The 17,328-nt window shown below is 70.1% G+C and carries 21 protein-coding genes; 13 read left to right on the top strand and 8 right to left on the bottom strand.

What is annotated here, in order from left to right:
* Positions 1–76 precede the first annotated feature (76 nt).
* The gene (locus tag ACQPYK_RS42805; protein ID WP_433245088.1) at positions 77–244 is read right to left on the bottom strand and encodes a hypothetical protein; all 168 of its coding nucleotides are present in this window, start codon (positions 242–244) and stop codon (positions 77–79) included.
* Positions 245–404: 160 nt separating this feature from the next.
* Here ACQPYK_RS42805 and fdxA point away from each other — a divergent pair, with 160 nt between their 5' ends.
* The 3 genes from fdxA (at position 405) to ACQPYK_RS42790 (ending at position 2,606) form a co-directional block, all read left to right on the top strand.
* Entirely contained in the window at positions 405–731 is a 327-nt protein-coding gene (fdxA, locus tag ACQPYK_RS42800; RefSeq protein ID WP_433245085.1) for a ferredoxin, read from the top strand.
* A 112-nt stretch (positions 732–843) separates the two neighbouring features.
* Positions 844–1,923 carry a succinyldiaminopimelate transaminase gene (gene dapC, locus ACQPYK_RS42795; protein ID WP_433245082.1) on the top strand — a complete coding sequence of 360 codons (1,080 nt, stop codon included), beginning with the start codon at positions 844–846 and terminating at the stop codon, positions 1,921–1,923.
* Between the two features lie 11 nt (positions 1,924–1,934).
* Positions 1,935–2,606 carry a DUF4178 domain-containing protein gene (locus tag ACQPYK_RS42790; RefSeq protein ID WP_433245079.1) on the top strand — a complete coding sequence of 224 codons (672 nt, stop codon included), beginning with the start codon at positions 1,935–1,937 and terminating at the stop codon, positions 2,604–2,606.
* Here the strand turns inward: ACQPYK_RS42790 and ACQPYK_RS42785 are convergent.
* Positions 2,603–3,793: an MFS transporter gene (locus ACQPYK_RS42785; protein WP_433245076.1), complete on the bottom strand. Its 1,191-nt coding sequence runs from the start codon at positions 3,791–3,793 to the stop codon at positions 2,603–2,605. The two genes, ACQPYK_RS42790 and ACQPYK_RS42785, sit on opposite strands and share 4 nt — an antisense overlap.
* A gap of 59 nt (positions 3,794–3,852) precedes the next feature.
* Positions 3,853–4,854: an NAD(P)/FAD-dependent oxidoreductase gene (locus tag ACQPYK_RS42780; protein WP_433245073.1), complete on the bottom strand. Its 1,002-nt coding sequence runs from the start codon at positions 4,852–4,854 to the stop codon at positions 3,853–3,855.
* Positions 4,855–4,945: 91 nt separating this feature from the next.
* Here ACQPYK_RS42780 and ACQPYK_RS42775 point away from each other — a divergent pair, with 91 nt between their 5' ends.
* Positions 4,946–5,524, top strand: coding sequence for a helix-turn-helix domain-containing protein (locus ACQPYK_RS42775; RefSeq protein ID WP_433245070.1), 579 nt, complete (start codon positions 4,946–4,948; stop codon positions 5,522–5,524).
* 122 nt (positions 5,525–5,646) lie between these two features.
* On the opposite strand, the gene ACQPYK_RS42770 is transcribed toward ACQPYK_RS42775, so the two are convergent.
* Positions 5,647–6,471, bottom strand: a complete 825-nt coding sequence (locus tag ACQPYK_RS42770; RefSeq protein ID WP_433245067.1) for a hypothetical protein — start codon at positions 6,469–6,471, stop codon at positions 5,647–5,649.
* A gap of 203 nt (positions 6,472–6,674) precedes the next feature.
* Here ACQPYK_RS42770 and ACQPYK_RS42765 point away from each other — a divergent pair, with 203 nt between their 5' ends.
* The 4 genes from ACQPYK_RS42765 to ACQPYK_RS42750 all read left to right on the top strand — a co-directional run bounded on the left by ACQPYK_RS42765 (position 6,675) and on the right by ACQPYK_RS42750 (position 10,259).
* Positions 6,675–7,505 (top strand): 2,3,4,5-tetrahydropyridine-2,6-dicarboxylate N-succinyltransferase, encoded by an 831-nt coding sequence (locus tag ACQPYK_RS42765; protein ID WP_433259083.1) that lies wholly within the window; start codon positions 6,675–6,677, stop codon positions 7,503–7,505.
* A gap of 110 nt (positions 7,506–7,615) precedes the next feature.
* Positions 7,616–8,677, top strand: coding sequence for a succinyl-diaminopimelate desuccinylase (gene dapE, locus ACQPYK_RS42760; protein WP_433245064.1), 1,062 nt, complete (start codon positions 7,616–7,618; stop codon positions 8,675–8,677).
* Between the two features lie 190 nt (positions 8,678–8,867).
* Complete coding sequence (locus tag ACQPYK_RS42755; RefSeq protein ID WP_433245061.1) at positions 8,868–9,662, top strand: TIGR00730 family Rossman fold protein; 795 nt, start codon at positions 8,868–8,870, stop codon at positions 9,660–9,662.
* Positions 9,663–9,671: 9 nt separating this feature from the next.
* Positions 9,672–10,259, top strand: a complete 588-nt coding sequence (locus ACQPYK_RS42750) for a TIGR00730 family Rossman fold protein (protein WP_433245059.1) — start codon at positions 9,672–9,674, stop codon at positions 10,257–10,259.
* Here the strand turns inward: ACQPYK_RS42750 and ACQPYK_RS42745 are convergent.
* The gene (locus tag ACQPYK_RS42745) at positions 10,236–10,535 is read right to left on the bottom strand and encodes a hypothetical protein (protein WP_433245056.1); all 300 of its coding nucleotides are present in this window, start codon (positions 10,533–10,535) and stop codon (positions 10,236–10,238) included. The genes ACQPYK_RS42750 and ACQPYK_RS42745 overlap by 24 nt on opposite strands.
* Positions 10,536–10,576: 41 nt before the next feature.
* Between ACQPYK_RS42745 and ACQPYK_RS42740 the strand changes: the two genes are divergently transcribed.
* The 3 genes from ACQPYK_RS42740 (at position 10,577) to ACQPYK_RS42730 (ending at position 12,746) form a co-directional block, all read left to right on the top strand.
* Positions 10,577–11,071, top strand: coding sequence for a hypothetical protein (locus ACQPYK_RS42740; protein WP_433245054.1), 495 nt, complete (start codon positions 10,577–10,579; stop codon positions 11,069–11,071).
* Positions 11,068–11,706 carry a DNA-3-methyladenine glycosylase I gene (locus ACQPYK_RS42735; protein ID WP_433245051.1) on the top strand — a complete coding sequence of 213 codons (639 nt, stop codon included), beginning with the start codon at positions 11,068–11,070 and terminating at the stop codon, positions 11,704–11,706. The genes ACQPYK_RS42740 and ACQPYK_RS42735 overlap by 4 nt, the downstream gene beginning before the upstream one ends.
* A 107-nt stretch (positions 11,707–11,813) precedes the next feature.
* Positions 11,814–12,746 (top strand): serine/threonine-protein kinase, encoded by a 933-nt coding sequence (locus tag ACQPYK_RS42730; protein ID WP_433245048.1) that lies wholly within the window; start codon positions 11,814–11,816, stop codon positions 12,744–12,746.
* A gap of 114 nt (positions 12,747–12,860) precedes the next feature.
* Here ACQPYK_RS42730 and ACQPYK_RS42725 read toward each other — a convergent pair whose 3' ends face one another.
* Both ACQPYK_RS42725 and ACQPYK_RS42720 read right to left on the bottom strand, forming a co-directional pair.
* The gene (locus ACQPYK_RS42725; protein WP_433245045.1) at positions 12,861–13,646 is read right to left on the bottom strand and encodes an enoyl-CoA hydratase-related protein; all 786 of its coding nucleotides are present in this window, start codon (positions 13,644–13,646) and stop codon (positions 12,861–12,863) included.
* 124 nt (positions 13,647–13,770) lie between these two features.
* Positions 13,771–14,553, bottom strand: coding sequence for a PaaX family transcriptional regulator (locus tag ACQPYK_RS42720; RefSeq protein ID WP_433245043.1), 783 nt, complete (start codon positions 14,551–14,553; stop codon positions 13,771–13,773).
* 189 nt (positions 14,554–14,742) lie between these two features.
* Between ACQPYK_RS42720 and ACQPYK_RS42715 the strand changes: the two genes are divergently transcribed.
* Both ACQPYK_RS42715 and ACQPYK_RS42710 read left to right on the top strand, forming a co-directional pair.
* On the top strand, positions 14,743–14,910 hold the full coding sequence (locus tag ACQPYK_RS42715; protein WP_189792122.1) for a DUF3117 domain-containing protein: 168 nt from the start codon (positions 14,743–14,745) through the stop codon (positions 14,908–14,910).
* Between the two features lie 174 nt (positions 14,911–15,084).
* Positions 15,085–16,578, top strand: coding sequence for a leucyl aminopeptidase (locus tag ACQPYK_RS42710; protein WP_433245040.1), 1,494 nt, complete (start codon positions 15,085–15,087; stop codon positions 16,576–16,578).
* Here ACQPYK_RS42710 and ACQPYK_RS42705 read toward each other — a convergent pair.
* Positions 16,568–17,218, bottom strand: a complete 651-nt coding sequence (locus tag ACQPYK_RS42705; protein ID WP_433245037.1) for an O-methyltransferase — start codon at positions 17,216–17,218, stop codon at positions 16,568–16,570. The two genes, ACQPYK_RS42710 and ACQPYK_RS42705, sit on opposite strands and share 11 nt — an antisense overlap.
* Positions 17,219–17,328: the final 110 nt, after the last annotated feature.

The following is a 17,328-nucleotide window of genomic DNA, read 5'->3' as shown; positions in this document are numbered from 1 at the left end:
ATGGCGGAGATGATCGAGGAGGCGCGACCCTTCTTGGTGAACGGCTTACGCCGGGAGGAGACGACGGATGCCGCCGTCAGCCCGGGACGACCTTTGCCGCGGCGAGCGTGTCCTGGGGGATCTCGACCAGGCTGCCGTCACGCTTGCGCACGCCGAGCACGCCGTCCCGCCAGAATTCGAGCAGGCCCACGGCGTCGCGAAACCCTTCTGGAACCCGTCGTCGTGTGGTTACTCTTTTGCCCACGTCAGAAGGGGTTATGGTGATATTCAGGCGAGCGCCGAAGCCGAGGGTCACTGTCTTTTGCCCCCTCCCGTTTCAGACATTTGGCGGGCACGGCAATACTAGGGCGTAGCAACCCGCGGTCGAAGTCGTGCCTAGGTGCGTAAAGAAGAAGGAGCCCGAGGTGACCTACGTCATCGCGCAGCCTTGCGTGGACGTCCTGGACAAGGCGTGCATCGAGGAGTGCCCCGTCGATTGCATCTACGAGGGCGAGCGCATGCTCTACATCCACCCCGACGAGTGCGTGGACTGCGGTGCGTGCGAACCCGTCTGCCCCGTTGAAGCGATCTTCTACGAGGATGACCTTCCCGAGCAGTGGAAGGACTTCTACAAGGCCAATGTGGACTTCTTCGAAGACCTTGGATCGCCCGGCGGCGCCTCCAAGGTCGGCAAGATCCACAAGGACCACCCGACCGTCGCGACACTGCCCCCGCAGGCCGACGAGCACTGACAGGCCCGTACCGGGCGGGGGCGGCCGCTGAGCCGCCCCCGCCCGGTCAGGTTCACGGACAAGACGTCTTCCCCTCTCGGATCGGGCGGGGACATGCCCAGCGGGGAGAACTGTGATCGGCCTACCGGATTTTCCGTGGGATCGGCTCACGCCGCTCAAGGAGCTGGCGCAGTCGCACCCCGACGGGATCGTCGACCTCTCGGTCGGCACGCCCGTCGACCCGGTGCCCGCCGTCGTACGGCAGGCGCTGGCGGACGCCTCCGACAGCCCCGGTTACCCGCTCACCTACGGCACCGAGCGGCTCCGCTCGGCCGCCGCGGGCTGGCTGCGGCGCCGGCACGGCGTGACCGTGAATCAGGCGAACGTGCTGCCGCTGATCGGCTCCAAGGAACTGGTGGCCTGGCTGCCGACGCTGCTGGGCATCGGTTCCGGCCAGCGGGTGGTCTTCCCCGAGCTGGCCTACCCCACCTACGACGTGGGAGCCCGCCTGGCGGGCGCCGAGCCGTACGCCACCGACGGGCTGCTGGCGCTCGGGCCCGAGCGGGTGCCGCTGGTCTGGGTGAACTCCCCGTCCAACCCGACCGGCAAGGTCCTGCCCGCCGACCACCTGCGCAAGGTCGTCTCGTGGGCGCGTGAGCACGGCGCCGTCGTGGCCTCCGACGAGTGCTACATCGAGCTGGGCTGGGAGGCGCAGCCGATCTCGATCCTGCACCCGGACGTGTGCGGCGGTTCGCACGAGGGCCTGCTCGCGGTGCACTCGCTGTCCAAGCGCTCCAACCTGGCGGGCTACCGGGCCGGGTTCGTCGCCGGTGACCCTGCGCTGATCCAGCGGCTGCTGGAGGTCCGCAAGCACGCGGGCATGATCATGCCGGCGCCCGTCCAGTCGGCGATGGCCGCGGCCCTGGACGACGACGAGCACGCCGAGGAACAGCGCGCCCGCTACGCCGCCCGCCGGGCCGTGCTGCGCCCCGCCCTGGAGGCGGCCGGCTGGGAGATCGAGCATTCCACCGCGGGCCTGTATCTGTGGGCGACCGACGGGATCGACTGCTGGAAGCAGGTGCGGGCGCTGGCCGAGCGGGGGATTCTGGTCGCGCCCGGCGACTTCTACGGCGCGGCCGGCGGTGAGTACATCCGGATCGCCGTGACCGCAAGTGACGAACGTATCAGTGCGGCGGTCGGCCGCCTCCAGTAGTATCGCGCGCCATGACCCCTGAGGTCGCCGCGATACTCGGACTGAGCGCAGTGACGCTGGTCCTGTTGCTGGGCGCGCTCTACGCGACCACGCGTCAGGACAGGAAGCCGCGCCGGTCCGGACCGCCCGGCGATACCCCCCTCCCCCCGGCCGAGATCGCACAGCCACCGCCTCAGCCGAGCACGGGCCATGTCGGCATCGACTACCCCGATCCCCGCACGATCATGGTGGGCGACACGATCGACTGCCAGGGCGTGCGGACTCGTGTCCTGGGCGCGATGTATCTGTCGTGGCAGGGCAACCAGTGGACGGAATACCTGCTCGACGACGGCACCCGCCGCTACCAGTGGTTGTCGGTCGAGACACGTGAGGGCCTGAACCCGGGTGACTCGCCCCACCTTGAGGTGCTGTTGTGGACGCCGGTGCCCACGGAGGGCATGATCCCGGCCAAGACCACGCTGAGCCTTGAGGGAGTCGAGTTCTTCCCGGTGGATCGGGGGACCGCGGCCTTCCGGGGGGAGGGCGTCACCTTGATGCCTGAGCGGGGCCTGCTCGACTTCGCCGACTACCGGGCCGCCGACGGCCGCCTGCTCTCCTTCGAGCGGCTCCAGGGCCGGCCCTGGAGCTCCTCCTACGCCCAGCCGCTGCCCCCGGGCTCCATCAGGTTCGAGAACAAGAGCTAGGTGTGAGGGCCGGGCGTCGGTGACGCCGGTGGTGAGCCGGGATGCGTCGAACGGGCCTGTCGTGCCCGGTCGAGGAGAATGAGGGGTACGGCGGCCGCGGCGAGGGCGGCCCCGATCAAGCAGACCGATGTGAGAGCGGTCCCCTGTGTGAGTGAGGCGGCTGCCAGGACAGGGGTGATGCTGATGCCCAGTTGGAATGCCGACACGGTGGTGGCGCCGGCGAGGGTCGGCGCATCGGCCGCGATGGCGAAGACGCGTCCGTAGACGGCGGGGTTCAGCACGAACGCGGCGATGCCGATCAGGAAGACCGTGGGCACCACCGCCCAGACCTGCTGGATCGCGACGGCCATCACGACCGACAGGATCACGATCGCCGACGCGCCGGTGAGGAGTGCCAGGTGAGGGCGCCGGTCGGAGACACGGCCGCCGATGGACAGACCGACGAAGGCACCGACCCCGAAGAGCGTGAGGATCGCCGGGATCCAGACCTCGGGGATGGCGGTGATGTCGGCGAGCATGGCCGCCAGGTAGTTGAACGTGATCATGTACGCCGCAGTGGTCAGGATCGTGATCGCGTAGATGCCCCAGAGCATCGGGTTCCGCATCGTGGCGAGCTCCCGCGAAACACTCGGCCCGGTGGGCCGGTCGATGCCCGAGCCGGTGGTGGGGAGTCCGAGAAGGCAACCGACGATCCCGGCGACCGTCAGGGCCACAACGGCCCAGAAGCCGCCGCGCCATTGGATGAAGTGGCTGAGCAGCGTACCCGCGGGACCGCCGACGACCATCGCCACGCTGAGGCCGCTGACCACGACTCCGGAGGCGCGGGCGTTCCGGTCCGGCGTCACCAGGCTGATCGCGGTCACCGACGCGACAGCGAAGAAGCCCGCGTAGGCGATACCCGAAACCACCCTCGTCAGCAGCAGGACCTGGTAGTCGCCCAGCAGCCCGACGGCGATGCCGACTGCGAAGAGGCTCTGGGTCGCCACCAGCGCGGTGCGGCGAGGCCAACGCAGACTGAGCACGGCGAACGGTGGCCCGCCGATCACGACACCCAGCGCGAACGCGGTGATCAGGAACCCGGCCGAGGAGAGCGTGACGTCCAGGTCGGCGGCCACCGCCGGCAGTACGCCGGCCAGCAGGAACTCCGCGCTTCCCATCGCGAACAGGCTGAAACCGAGCAGATACACGCCGGCAGGCAACCTGCCGGAGGCAGTGTTCCGGGACGTCTCCGTGGTGGTGCCGGCCATCAGATCGCACCCCCGACGTCGAGTCCGTCAGGCGAGACGGCAGCGGACAGCTCCCGTTCGAGCAGCCAGCCGGTCATGTTGACGGCGGCGGTGGAGCCCGCGCCCGCGGCGGCGACGACCTGCGCCCGGGGGTTGACCACGTTCCCGGCCGCCCAGACCCCGGGGACGTTCGTGGCGCCTTGGGAATCGACGGCGACGAGTCCGCTCACCGGGTCCCTGCCCGCGCCGAGCATGGTCAGGATCGCGTCATGGGGCACCGGGCGAGGTGCCACGAAGATGGCCTCACACGCGACCGTCTCGCCGTTGTCGAGCTCGATCGCGACCGGTTCCCCGCCCGCGGTGTCGGTACCCGTCTCGACCCGTGTGACGCGCGCGTCGATCAGGCGCACGCCGTACGCCGTGAGGCGCTGCCGCTGGGCGGTGCTGACCTCGGCGCCGTTGACGCAGAACGTCACCGAGGAGCTGTAACGGCGCATCAGCGCGGCCAGATGCGTCGATACCGCCGCCATCGTGCTGCCGATCACGACGATGGCGCGCCCCCGCACTTCGTAACCATGGCAGTGGGGGCAGTGGTGCACCTCGGACGCCCATCGCTCGGACAGTCCCGGGATGTCGGGTAGTTCGTCGGTCAGCCCGGTCGCGACCAGCGCCGACCGAGTGCGCAGGGTGCGGTCGTCGTCGAGCCGCAGCTCGAACGTGCCGTCCGAGGCGCGCCGCGCGTCGATCACCGATGCCCGCACAAGTGTCCCGCCGTAGCGGGTGAGCTCGTCCTGCCCGGTCGCGACGAACTCTCCCGGCGCCATGCCGTCCCGGGTCAGGTACCCGTGCATGTGATCGGCGGGCCCGTTCCGGGGCTCACCGCCATCGACGACCAGAGTCGCGAATCGTGCTCGCGAGAGCACGACCCCGGCCGACAGGCCGGCGGCCCCACCTCCGATGACGATCGTGTCCCACAGCACCTCTGACCCCGATCCGCTCGTCGAATCCGTTGTTGCGTCCATTCGGATCACCTCCACCGAAAGGATCGGGAGACTTGGCCGGAATCAACAAACTTCGTTGCCGATTCCGGGACACATTGATTGACTGCATCCCATGGACGAGCAACCGAGCGTCAGTGCGGTGATAGAGCAGATCGCTCCTCGGCTGCGACGCGCCCGCGAGAAGAAGGGCATCAGCCTGGCCGACCTCGCGCGGGCCACCGGCATCTCGACCAGCACGCTGTCCCGACTGGAATCGGCTCAGCGCAAGCCAAGCCTTGAGCTGCTCCTGCCGGTCACCGCGGCGCTGGGCATCCCACTCGACGAGATCGTCGCCGTACCCCGGATAATCGATCCGCGCGTGCCGCAGCAGCCCACCGGAAAAGACGGCCGGGTGCTGATCCCGTTGTCACGACATCAGGGAGAACCGCGCGCGTACAAGATGACCATTCCAGCGCACGACGAACAGCCCCACCTACGGACCCACGCAGGCTACGAGTGGCTCTACGTGCTCCGCGGACGACTCCGCGTGAAACTGGGCGACCACGACTTCATCATGGGAGCCGGTGAAGCGGCCGAGTTCGACTGCCGGATTCCGCACTGGTTCGGCGCCGCCGGACGCGGCAGCGTCGAAGTGCTCAGCCTCTTCGGAAAGCAGGGCGAACGCATCCACCTCCGCACCCCATCGCGCTGATGCGGGAGCACGTGCCAGCGCCGTGGGCCGGATCGCGCTCGCCCGAATCAGCGGATCAGGTGAACGAGATTCGCGTGGCCACGCGAACCGTAGGGCGTCAAGGAGGTCCTGCCCCGCAACGGCTAGGAGATCTCCACCTGCTCCGCCGAGGCTCCGGCATCGGACTTCCACGCGCCTTCGCCGCTCGCCGAGCTCCAGGACTGGCCGTTGTAGCGGACCCGGCTCAGCCCGAACTCCCGGGCGTGGGCGACCGACCAGCTGGACATCAGCCAGCCGTGTTTCCGCGAGGTGGCGTTGAGCGTGGTCCCGGAGCCGAGGGCGCGGGCGAGCTCCTGCCTGGCCCCGGCGGCGCCCGGCAGCGGCGTCTTGCCCGTGGGGGTCGGGAACCAGCAGCGCACGGCCTTGGGCACCCGCCCGGTGAACGCCGCGGCCAGGATCTTCGCCTCGTCCTCGTGCTGGGCGTAGGCCGACCCGTCGGCCGAGCGCTGCACCTCTTGAGCGGCCTCGTGGACCGGGATCTTCCGGTAGCGCTTCACCTTCACCAGCGCGGAGAAGAACTTCCCCGAGGCGTAGACCGGATCGACCAGCTGCGCGGGTTTGCCCCAGCCCTGTGAGGGCCGCTGCTGGAAGATCCCGACCGAGTCGCGGTCGCCGAACGGCAGGTTCAGCAGCTTCGACTCCTGGATGCCGGTGGCGTAGGCGATCACGACGGCCCGTTCGGGCAGTCGCCGGCGGGCGGCGACCGCGGCGATGACCGAGGCCACCTGCGCCTGCTCGATCTCCAGCTCCATCGTGCCCGCCGGGGTGGTGATCTCGCAGCCCTCTCCCGACGCGGTGAACGGCGTGACCCGATTGAGCAGGGTGAACAGGCCCATGGTGATAGCCACCGCGAGCACGATCACGATCAGGAGGATCGCGATGACCCCTTTGGAGAAGCGCCGTCGCACGCTGAAGAACCTACCGGTCTCCAAGAGGAGAAGACGCGTCGGAGGATCTTGGTCGAATCGCGCAATTGAATCGTCGCTCTCTGTTATGGTTCCAAAGGTTCTGTGAAAAGACCTGTCCGGCGCGGTGCCCGTACGGATCCGGCCAGAGGCCGTTTCGTTCGTGAGGCGAGAAGCCGCTTTCGTGCGGGAGCGGAGGAGTCACGATCCAGACCCGTCCCAGCCCGCTGCCGGCGACCGTCGACGAGTTGTGGGACCGCCGGGCCGAGCTCGGCCCCGGCGACGCCGAGGCGCGCAGCGTCGTCGTCGGCGCGGTCGACATGCTCGACACCGGCAGGGCCAGGGTCGCCACCGTCTCCGGCGCCGGTGAGGTGAGCGTGGACGAGCGGGCCAGGCGGGCCATCCTGCTGGCCTTCCGGGTGCTCGGAATGGCCCGGTCCCAGGTGGGAGACTTCCACCACCACGACCGCGTCCCGCTGAAGACCTCCCTCGACGGCGTGCGCGTGGTGCCGGGTGCGATCGCCCGCTGGGGCTCCTACCTGGCGCCCGGCGTGGTGCTGATGCCCTCGTTCGTCAACATCGGCGCCTACGTCGACACCGGGACCATGGTGGACACCTGGGCCACCGTCGGCTCGTGCGCCCAGATCGGCAAGAACGTCCACCTGTCCGGCGGGGCCGGCATCGGAGGCGTCCTGGAGCCCCCGAACGCGGTCCCGGTGATCGTCGAGGACGACGCGCTGATCGGCAGCCGCGCCATGATCGTCGAAGGAGCCCGGGTGGGCAGGGGCGCGGTGGTCGGCGCGGGCACGATCCTGTCCGCCTCGATGCCGGTCGTCGACGTGCGGACCGGGGAGGAGCTGGACCGGGGGCGCATCCCCGACTGGTGCGTGGCGGTCGGCGGCACCCGCAGCAAGCAGTTCCCCGGCGGCACCTTCGGACTGCCCTGCGTGCTGGTGCTCAAGCGTCTGCGGGAAGGACAGCGGCACGAGAAGGCGGAGCTCAACGAGATCCTCCGCGAGCACGGCCTGCACGCGTGAGCGACGGGCCGGGATCCGCCGACGCCTGACACGCCTTCGGCGAAGCCCACGACCGGGGATCGCCTGACACGCCTTCGGCGGAACCCACGACCGGGGATAGGGTCGCGGGCATGAGTACGCGTCTGGATCTCACACAGGACGTCGGAGCGCTCACCGCGCGGATCGTGGACGTCGAGTCGGTCAGCGGCGACGAGAAGGCACTGGCGGACGCGGTCGAGGAGGCGCTGCGGCCACTGCCGCACCTGAGCGTGCACCGCGACGGCGAGGCGATCGTCGCCCGCACCGAGCTCGGCCGCGACGAGCGGGTGGTGATCGCCGGGCACATCGACACCGTCCCGGTCGCCGGCAACCTGCCCAGCCGGGTCGAGGGCGACCTGCTGTACGGCTGCGGCACCTCGGACATGAAGGCCGGCGTCGCGGTCGCGCTCAAACTGGCCGCCGCGCTTCGGGCTCCGAGCCGGGACGTGACCTACGTCTTCTACGACTGCGAGGAGATCGAGGCCGAGCGCAACGGCCTGCTCCGGCTCAGCCGCGAGCATCCCGCGTTGCTCGCGGGCGACTTCGCGGTGCTCATGGAGCCCACCGACGGCGTGATCGAAGGCGGCTGCCAGGGCACGCTCCGGGCGGAGATCACCACCCGTGGCAAGCGTGCGCACAGCGCCAGGTCCTGGCTCGGGGTCAACGCCGTTCACGCCGCCCAGCCGGTGCTCGCCATCCTGAACGCCTACCAGGCCAGGCGGCCGGTGGTGGACGGCCTGGAGTACCACGAGGGCCTGAACGCGGTGGCCATCGGCGGCGGTGTGGCGGGCAACGTGATTCCCGACGAGTGCGTGGTGACCGTCAACTACCGCTTCGCCCCCGACCTGTCGCTGGAAGCCGCCCAGGCGCACGTGAGCGAGGTGTTCGACGGGTTCGAGGTCCGCTTCACCGACGGGGCGGCCGCGGCACGGCCCGGGTTGACCCATCCGGTGGCGGCCGCCTTCCTGGAGGCCGTCGGCGGCACGCCCAGGGCCAAACTCGGCTGGACCGACGTTTCGCTGTTTTCCAGTCTCGGAGTTCCCGCTGTGAACTATGGTCCGGGTGACCCGAATCTGGCGCATCAGCGTGGGGAGTTCGTCTCACTGGAGAAGATCGCCGACTGCGAGCGCAGAATGCTCGGCTGGCTGGTCTGACCTGCACAGAGATCCCGCTTGGAGCGGACAAAATGAAAGTGGCTTTCCCCGCCGGCCATTTGGCGGGGAAAGCCACTTTCAGTCCCGAGCAGCACCCTCGGCAGTTAGACGCAGGCTCCGCGAAATCCGGTTCCGTGTTTTCCCGGAGATTTTCCAAGATTTTTCCGAAGGCGGCGCTACGGTGACCGACATGAAGAAGACACGTCCGGAACGCCGTCAGGGAGGCGCCGTGGTCCGCGGCGACCTCGTCTCCGACTCCACCCATGACCAGCGGCTTCTCGATCGCAGGGGCCCCGCGGACTGGTTGCACATGGATCCGTGGCGGGTGATGCGCATCCAGGCGGAGTTCGTGGAGGGCTTCGGTCAGCTCGCCGAGCTGCCTCAGGCGGTGACCGTCTTCGGCTCGGCCCGCACTCCCGAGGACACGCCCGAGTACGAGATGGGCGTCCACCTCGGCCGGAAACTCTCCGAGGCGGGCTACGCAGTGATCACCGGGGGCGGGCCCGGTTGCATGGAGGCGGCCAACAGAGGCGCCAGGGAGGCGGGCGGCGTCTCCGTCGGCCTGGGCATCGAGCTGCCCTTCGAGCAGCACATGAACGAATACGTGGACCTCGGCATCGAGTTCCGCTACTTCTTCGTCCGCAAGACCATGTTCGTCAAATACTCCTGCGGCTTCGTCGCCCTGCCGGGCGGCTTCGGCACGATGGACGAGCTGTTCGAGGCGCTGACGCTGGTCCAGACTCGCAAGGTCACCTCCTTCCCCGTCGTCCTGATGGGGACGGAGTTCTGGGGAGGGCTGCTCGACTGGATCAAGAACACCCTCGTGAGCAGCGGCAAGATCTCCCCGGCCGACGTGGATCTCATCCAGCTCACCGACGATGTGGACGAGGCCGTGCGAATCATCGCCGACGCCGACCGGAACAGGGCGGAACGGTTGAAGGAAGAGCAGCGGGCGGCACGCAACACGGTCGGCGACGCCCAATAGAGTCTGCTCGTGTTCATTTGCGTATTCCTGTCATCCAGTCAGAAGATCGACCAGAAGTATCTGACCCTGGCCGAGGAGGTCGGAGCCGAGCTCGCCAGGCGTGGGCACACGTTGGTCAGCGGTGGCGCCACGGTCTCCTGCATGGGCGCGGTGGCCCGGGCGGCACGCGCGGGCGGTGGATGGACCATCGGGGTGATCCCGCAGGCGCTCGTGGACATCGAGGTCGCCGACCATGACTCCGACGAGCTGATCGTCACCACCGACATGCGCGAGCGCAAGGGTGTCATGGACGCCCGCTCCGACGCCTTCCTGGTGCTGCCCGGCGGTATCGGGACGCTGGAGGAGCTGTTCGAGATCTGGACCGCGCGGACGCTCGGCATGCACGACAAGCCGCTGGTGATCCTGGACCCGTGGGGCATCTACGCGCCGCTGCGTGCCCTGGTCGAAGGCATGCACGAAGCCGGGTTCACCCGGCCCGGCGTCTTCGACGCGATCTCCTGGAGCAGCACGGTCGAGGAGGCGTTCGGGTTCCTGGAGAAGACGACCGAGCACCTGGTGCCGAATGTCGAGGAGCTAGGCGAGGCCACGGCGGGTTAGCGCGGGCGGTCGCCGCCCGGCCAGGGACTCGGTCATCTCGACCGCCAGCCGTACCTGATCGGGGCGGGTGGTGCGGAAGACCCGGGCTCCGGCCCAGGCGCAGATCGAGGCCGCGGCGAGCTCCGCGGCCTCCTGGTCGTCGGCGGCCAGTACGGCGGGCGTGACGGCGACGGTGTGTCCGGCGCGGACGAGCTCCTCGATCTCGGCGATCGAGTGCGCCTCCGCCCAGCCGGGCTCTCCCGCGTCGCCGGGGCCGAGTACCACGAGAGCTGTCATGGCGCGATCCTAGATCAGGAGAGTTGTGGCACGATTCGTATGTGCTGGTCGTACTCGCTCTCGCCGCAGTAGTCATCCTCGCCGGTGTGGTGGTGGTCGCCATGGGACGGGGCGGCGAACTGGGCGAGTTCGCCCCCGACGTCCCACCGCTCAACCTGCCCGACGCCGGACGGCTCGGTGCCGCCGACTTCATGGCGCTGCAACTGCCGGTGAGCCTCGTCGGCTATCACACGCAGAGCGTGGACGAGACGCTGAACCGGGTGGTGAACGCGCTGAGCGAGCGCGACACCCGGATCGCGGTGCTCGAGCAGCGGTTGTCGGAGCTGTTGGCCGGCAGGCTCCAGGCCCGTCAGGAGCTCCACGCCGGTCCGCCGGGCGCGCCGCGCACCGCGCACGAGCCCGAGGGGCCCGCCGAGCTCGCCGAGCTGTCCGAGACGCGGCCGGAATCCCTGGCCGGCGCCGTCCGCAACGGTGACCGCGAAGACGGCAAGGAGCACGCCTCCTCGGAGATGCCGGACACGGAGGAGGCGCGATGACCGAGCCCCTGGCCTCTGCCGCGTCCCCCGCGCCCGTGCCGCCCCCCGAGCTCCTCGCCTCCGCCGTGTCCCTGGCGCCCGTGCCGCCCTCCGAGCCCGTCCGGTGCGGCTGGGTGAGCTCGGCCCCCGACTACATCGCCTACCACGACGAGGAGTGGGGCCGCAGGGTCGAGGGCGACGACCGCGTGTTCGAGCGGCTCACCTTGGAGGCCTTCCAGTCCGGCCTGTCCTGGATCACGATCCTGCGCAAGCGGGAGAACTTCCGAGCCGCCTTTGCCGGGTTCTCGATCCCGGCCGTCGCGGCGTTCGACCGGTCCGACGTGGATCGCCTGCTGGCCGACACCGGTATCGTCCGCAACCGGGCCAAGATCGAGGCCGCGATCGCCAACGCCAGGGCCGCCCTCGACGTCGGCCTGTCCGACCTCGTCTGGCGCCACGCCGATCCGGCCTCGGCGGCTCCCGCGACCCTGGCGGACGTGCCCGCCCAGACTCCGGGCTCCAAGGCGCTCGCCAAGGAGCTCAAGTCGCGCGGCTTCCGCTTCGTCGGCCCCACCACCGCCTACGCGCTCATGCAGGCCATCGGCCTGGTCAACGACCACCTGGCCGACTGCTGGGTGCGCGACGCCTGCCGCTGACGCGTTCCGGCATCCAGCCGGCCTGGTCAACCATCCAGCCGGTCTGATCAACAGGCCTTTCGCGAAGTACGTCCAACTTTGCGGTGGTGGGGTGCGTCCAACACCCCATGGGACACGCGTTGATCGACGGGGATCCACAACGGCTTGGTGGTTATTGGCTGGCCGGCCGGGTGGGGGCGGGCGGCCAGGGCGTGGTCTACGAGGGCTACGACGCCGAAGGTGGCCGAGTCGCGATCAAGGTGCTCCGCGGCGATCCGGCGGCCCATCCAGCCCTCCGCGATCGCCTGGTCGAGGAGGCGGACGCGTCGCGTCGCGTCGCCTCCTTCTGCACGGCCCGCGTGCTCGCCGCCGACTTCGAGGGGGCCCGGCCGTACATCGTCTCCGAGTATGTCGAAGGCCCCAGCCTGCGTTCGGCGGGACGGTCCTTCCGCGGCGACGACCTGCACCGGCTCGCCACGGCCGTGGCCACCGCGCTGACCGCGATCCACGACGCCGGAGTGGTGCATCGCGATCTCAAGCCGGACAACGTGCTGCTGGGGCCCGACGGTCCCCGGGTGATCGACTTCGGTGTGGCGCGCACCCTGGAGATGTCGCTCACCTCGACCGGCGTGGTCGCCGGCACACCCGGCTACATGGCGCCGGAGGTGTTCGGCGGCCAGTGCGCCGGGACCGCGGCCGACGTGTTCGCCTGGGGCGCGATCGTGCTGTTCGCCGCCACCGGTGAAGACCCCTTCGGGGCCGCGGCGCTCGCCGCCGTCATGCATCGCGTGCTCACCCACGAGCCCGACCTCGCGGTGCTCCCCGAGTCACTGAGCGAGCCGGTCAGGTCCGCCCTCTCCAAGGCCCCCGAGCTCCGGCCGACCGCTCGCGAACTGCTGCTCGCCCTCGTCGGCGGCGACGGCAGCCTGGAGACCGCCAGGTTGCTCGCCCAGGGGGTCGGCGCCGTACAGCAGGGCAGGACGATCTCCGAGCAGCGCGACGTGGCGGAGTCGGGGCGGGCGGCGGCGACCGGCACGCCGTCGGCAAACTCACCGCGGTGATGCTCGACCCGCCGCCTGCGCCCGCACGGGCCGTACGCTGACCGAGGCCGAGTGGCACGCGAACCTGCCCGGCTCGGAGTATCGAGAGGCCTGCCATCCGGCGGCCTTCTCCGGCTAGCGGCCGTCGAAGACGGGGCGCTCCTTCTTGAGGAAGGCGCGGGTGGCGTTCAGGTGGTCGCCGGTCTTGGCGCAGGCGTCCTGGAGCTCGGCCTCCAGGGCCAGCGCCTCCGGCAGGGAACTGCTCGCCGCGAACTCCAGGGCGCGCTTGGTGGCCGCGTAGGCGCTCGTCGGCCCCTGTGCCAGCCGTACGGCCAGGGCGTGGGCGGCGGCGGCCAGGTCCTCGGTGGGAACGACCTTGGAGACGACGCCGAGCTCCAGCGCGCGGGCGGCGTCGAAGGGCTCGCCGAGCAGCAGCAGCTCGGCCGCGCGGGCCGGGCCGACCAGGCGCTGGAGCGTCCAGGACGCGCCGGAGTCCGGGGCCAGGCCGATGCCGGTGAAGGCCATCGCGAACTTCGCCTTGTCGGCGGCGATCCGCAGGTCACAGGCGAAGGCCAGGGAGGCGCCCGCGCCCGCGGCGACGCCGTTGACCGCCGCGACGACCGGCTTGCCCATCTCGGTGATCGTACGGATGATCGGGTTGTAGTGCGCGCGCACGGTGTCGTTCAGGCCCCGGCCGGCCTCCAGGCCGGCGGCGTGCTCGTTCAGGTCCTGGCCCGCGCAGAACGCCCGGCCCGACCCCGTCAGCAGCACCGCTCGCACGGCGTAGGCCTGTGAAGCCCTGGTCAGCGCTTCGAGCAGATCGACCTTCATCCGCACCGTCAGCGAGTTCATCGCCTCCGGCCGGTCCAGGGTGATGGTGGCGACGGCGTCGTCGTCGACGGAGTAGAGGACGTCGTTCAACGGAGAGGCTCCTTCTACGGCTGGGTTCGCACGGTTTCTATGGTTTCCACTTTCAGGGGTTTCCCTGCTTCCAGGGGTTCCACCACTTTCAGGGCCGCCACCGCCTCCCGGGGTTCCACCGCCGCTACGACTCGGCGAGATGGCGGTCGACGAACGCGGCGGCCGCCGGGAGCAGGCGGGCGGCCTCCTGCTCGAAGTAGGCCCTGGCCTTCTCACCCGGCCAGCCCGGCGGCAGGAGTTCGGCGGGGAGCCCGGGATCACGGAACAGGAAGTTGCGCCAGCCGTGCAGCAACCGGCTCCGGGTGGCGAACACCCGGTCGGCGGCGGCGTCCTCGGGCAGCGCGTCGACCAGGTCCACGGCTTGGGCCAGCCACTCCTCGTAGGCGGAGCCGATAGAGCCGAGATCCCAGGTCCTGGCGACCAGCGCCCTCGGGTCGCCGTGGAGCACCGCGTCGAACAGGTCGGCGCGGACGTTCTCTCCGGCGAGCAGCGCGCCGACCTCGGGGGAGGGGCGCGGGCCTATCCAGGTCGTCTCGGACAGCGGGGCGTATCCGAGGAAGGCGAGGTCGGCCTTGATCCGCTCGCGCCGGGGCCGCTCGCGCACCGGCCCGACCACGAGCATGTGCCACCGGCCGGTCCAGGTGATCGTCCCAACTCGGTAAATTCTCAGGGCCGTCTCGTCGAGACGGCGGATGCACCGGGGAGTGACCTCGTAGCCGGGGCCCTGGGGCAGCCGGGCGGGTGCCAGCCAGCCCTGGCGCACCATCCGCGACACGGCCGTCCGGACCGCGGGAGCGGCGATATCCAATGGTGCGAGCAGTCGGACGAGGGCGGCTACGGACGCGCGACCGCCTCGGGACCGCAGGTGGTCCCCATACAGGTCGAACAGAGCGGCACGGGCGTTCACGAGGACAAGTTTGGTCGTCTGCAGGGTCTCGGACAACGGTCTTGATTGCCCGATGAGTCGATGCTGAGCCTGATCGTTCCCATTCCGAGCGTGGAGACGGGATAATAGGACATCACAGAAGACGTGAATGCGTCGGCCACCCTCGGGTCAGTCGGAGATCCGGAGCCCGAAGCAGGAAGGGATACACGCATGGCGGCTATGAAGCCGAGGACCGGTGATGGTCCGCTGGAGGTCGTCAAAGAAGGCAGGGGGATCGTCATGCGGGTTCCCTTGGAGGGTGGCGGCCGGCTCGTCGTCGAACTCTCGGCTGACGAAGCCGGTGCCCTTGGCGAGGAATTGAAGAAGGTCGTCGTCTGATCTCGTTCTCGGGATCAGCGGTGCAGCGGGCCTCACCCGAGCGCGTCTGGAGAGCATGACGCCTGCAACGGCCCCGCGACCGCGACCGATGCACACGGCCCTGGCCGCCGGACCGCCCGAGGGCGGCTCGCGCCAGGGCCGCGGTGTTCTCCCCGGCTGATGACTGGAGTTCGCATGCCTATATCTCCCTATTCACTACTGCCTCACGCGTCCCACGGTCAGGGCCTGTCCGTCGTGGCGCCCGCATGGGCCGACGGCGAGCCGGGTTCTCCGGGAAACGGCGGGGCCGAGGAGGCGCCCGCCGTCCAGGACGCCCGGCTGCTCGCGGTCCCTTTCGGGGCGGACCTCGCCCCGAAGGTCGAGTTGCCGCTGCCCGCCGCCGCGCTGCTGGCCCACTACGAGGCCAAGGGCGAGGCCGGGGAGGTCGTCGAGGTTCCCGTCGCGAACGGTGACTCCATCGGCCGGATCCTGCTCTACGGGGTCGGGGACGGCTCGGCCACCGCCCTGCGCAAGGCGGGCGCGGCGGTCGCCCGTCGCGGCAAGGGCAAGGACGCGATCAGGATCGTGCTGCCCGACGGGCAGGTGACCGCGTTCGTGGAGGGCGCGCTGCTGGCCACCTACACCTTCCGGATCGGCGAGGCGAAGTCCACGCCGGTGGCCATGATCGAGTTCGTCGGGGACGGCGCCGAGGCCGAGGTCGCCAGGGGCGAGGTGATCGCCGGTGCCGTCGCGCTGGCCAGGGACCTGTCCAACATGCCCGCCTCGGTGAAGACCCCCGCCTGGCTCGCCGAGCGCGCCGCCGAGCAGGGCGTCACCGCGAAGGTGTGGGACGAGCAGGAGCTGCGCGCCGGGAAGTTCGGCGGCATCCTCGCCGTGGGCCAGGGGTCGGTGAACCCGCCGCGCCTGATCCAGCTGTCCTACGAGCCCGAGGGGGCGACCGAGCACGTCGTCCTGGTCGGCAAGGGCATCACCTACGACACCGGCGGCCTGTCGCTCAAACCGACCGACGGCATGAAGTTCATGAAGACCGACATGGCCGGCGGCGCGGCCGTCATCGCGGTCCTGGGCGCGCTGGCCTCCCTGGAGGTGCGGGTCCGGGTAACCGGCCTGATCGCCGCCGCGGAGAACTCCTTCTCCGGCTCGGCCCAGCGTCCCTCCGACGTGATCACGCAGTACGGCGGGCGGACCGTCGAGGTCCTCAACACCGACGCCGAAGGCCGCCTGGTGATGGCCGACGCGCTGGCCTACGCCGACGCCGAGCTCGACCCGGACGTCATGGTGGACATCGCCACGCTGACCGGGGCGATCAGCATCGCCCTGGGCAAAGACCTCGGCGCCGTCTTCGCCTCCGACGACGGCCTGGCCACCGAACTGGCCGAGGCGGGCGAGAGCACCGGCGAGCGGCTGTGGCGGATGCCGCTGATCGACGACTACGTCCCGGCCCTGGAGTCGAGCGTGGCCGACCTGTCCAACATCGAGATCGGATCGGCCTACGGCGCCGGCTCCATCACCGCGGCGCTGTTCCTGCGCGAGTTCACCGGCAAGCGGCCGTGGGCGCACCTGGACATCGCCGGGGTCGGCCGTAGCGGCGCCGACGAGGGCATCTTCAGCAAGGGCGCCACCGGTTACGGCGTGCGCCTGCTACTGGAGTGGCTGTCTAGTCGGTGAGCTTGATGGCGGCCAGGACACCGCCGCCGAGGGGCATGAGCAGGGGGCGGAGCCGTTCGTCGGAACGGACCAGCTTGCCCAGCTCCCTCACGGCGACGGTGTCCGGGTCGCGCTGCGTCGGGTCGGCGACCCTGTTGTGCAGCAGGGCGTTGTCGAAGACCACGATGCCGCCCGGACGCAGCAGGCGGACCGCCTCGGCCAGGTAGTCGCCGTACTCCTGCCTGGCCCCGTCACAGAAGACCAGGTCGTATCCACCGTCGGACAGGCGAGGGAGAACGTCCAGGGCGCGGCCGATGATCAGCCTGATCCGGCCGCCGGAGAAACCGGCCTGGGCGAAGCTCTGCCGTGCCAGACGCTGGTGCTCCGGCTCCACGTCCACGCTGGTGAGCGTGCCGTCCTGGCGCATGCCGCGCAGTAACCACAGGCCGGACACACCGCAGCCGGTGCCGATCTCCACGACCGCACGGGCGTTGATGGCCGTGGCGAGGAAACAGAGAGCGGCGCCGGCGCCGGGCTGGATCGGGGGCGCTCCCACCTCCGCGCCGCGCTGACGCGCGGTGAGCAGAATCTCGTCCTCAGCGTGGAATTCCTCGGCATAGGCCAGAGTGGCCTCCAACGGACTTGTCGGCGTCTCTGCCATCGGCCTCTCCTCCCGCTTTCTCCGTACACAGTCATATAGGCACTGGGTCGCAGCCTAAGGGAGGCAGGCCCGATCGGGAACTCATGTCGCGCCCGGTGCGTTGCACGGTT

Source organism: Streptosporangium sp. CA-135522 (assembly GCF_050949235.1).
Lineage (GTDB): Bacteria > Actinomycetota > Actinomycetes > Streptosporangiales > Streptosporangiaceae > Streptosporangium.
Note: the sequence above shows the minus strand (reverse complement) of the source record. Positions and strands in the feature narration are given on the sequence as shown.

Excerpts from the sequence above, each read along its gene's own strand:
- ACQPYK_RS42755 (WP_433245061.1), top strand. The coding sequence starts at position 8,868 with ATGAAGAAGACACGTCCGGAACGCCGTCAGGGAGGCGCCGTGGTCCGC.
- ACQPYK_RS42735 (WP_433245051.1), top strand. The coding sequence starts at position 11,068 with ATGACCGAGCCCCTGGCCTCTGCCGCGTCCCCCGCGCCCGTGCCGCCC.
- dapE (WP_433245064.1), top strand. The coding sequence starts at position 7,616 with ATGAGTACGCGTCTGGATCTCACACAGGACGTCGGAGCGCTCACCGCG.
- ACQPYK_RS42715 (WP_189792122.1), top strand. The coding sequence starts at position 14,743 with ATGGCGGCTATGAAGCCGAGGACCGGTGATGGTCCGCTGGAGGTCGTC.
- ACQPYK_RS42730 (WP_433245048.1), top strand. The coding sequence starts at position 11,814 with ATGGGACACGCGTTGATCGACGGGGATCCACAACGGCTTGGTGGTTAT.
- ACQPYK_RS42780 (WP_433245073.1), bottom strand. The coding sequence starts at position 4,854 with ATGGACGCAACAACGGATTCGACGAGCGGATCGGGGTCAGAGGTGCTG.
- ACQPYK_RS42745 (WP_433245056.1), bottom strand. The coding sequence starts at position 10,535 with ATGACAGCTCTCGTGGTACTCGGCCCCGGCGACGCGGGAGAGCCCGGC.
- ACQPYK_RS42775 (WP_433245070.1), top strand. The coding sequence starts at position 4,946 with ATGGACGAGCAACCGAGCGTCAGTGCGGTGATAGAGCAGATCGCTCCT.
- ACQPYK_RS42705 (WP_433245037.1), bottom strand. The coding sequence starts at position 17,218 with ATGGCAGAGACGCCGACAAGTCCGTTGGAGGCCACTCTGGCCTATGCC.
- ACQPYK_RS42790 (WP_433245079.1), top strand. The coding sequence starts at position 1,935 with ATGACCCCTGAGGTCGCCGCGATACTCGGACTGAGCGCAGTGACGCTG.
- ACQPYK_RS42710 (WP_433245040.1), top strand. The coding sequence starts at position 15,085 with ATGCCTATATCTCCCTATTCACTACTGCCTCACGCGTCCCACGGTCAG.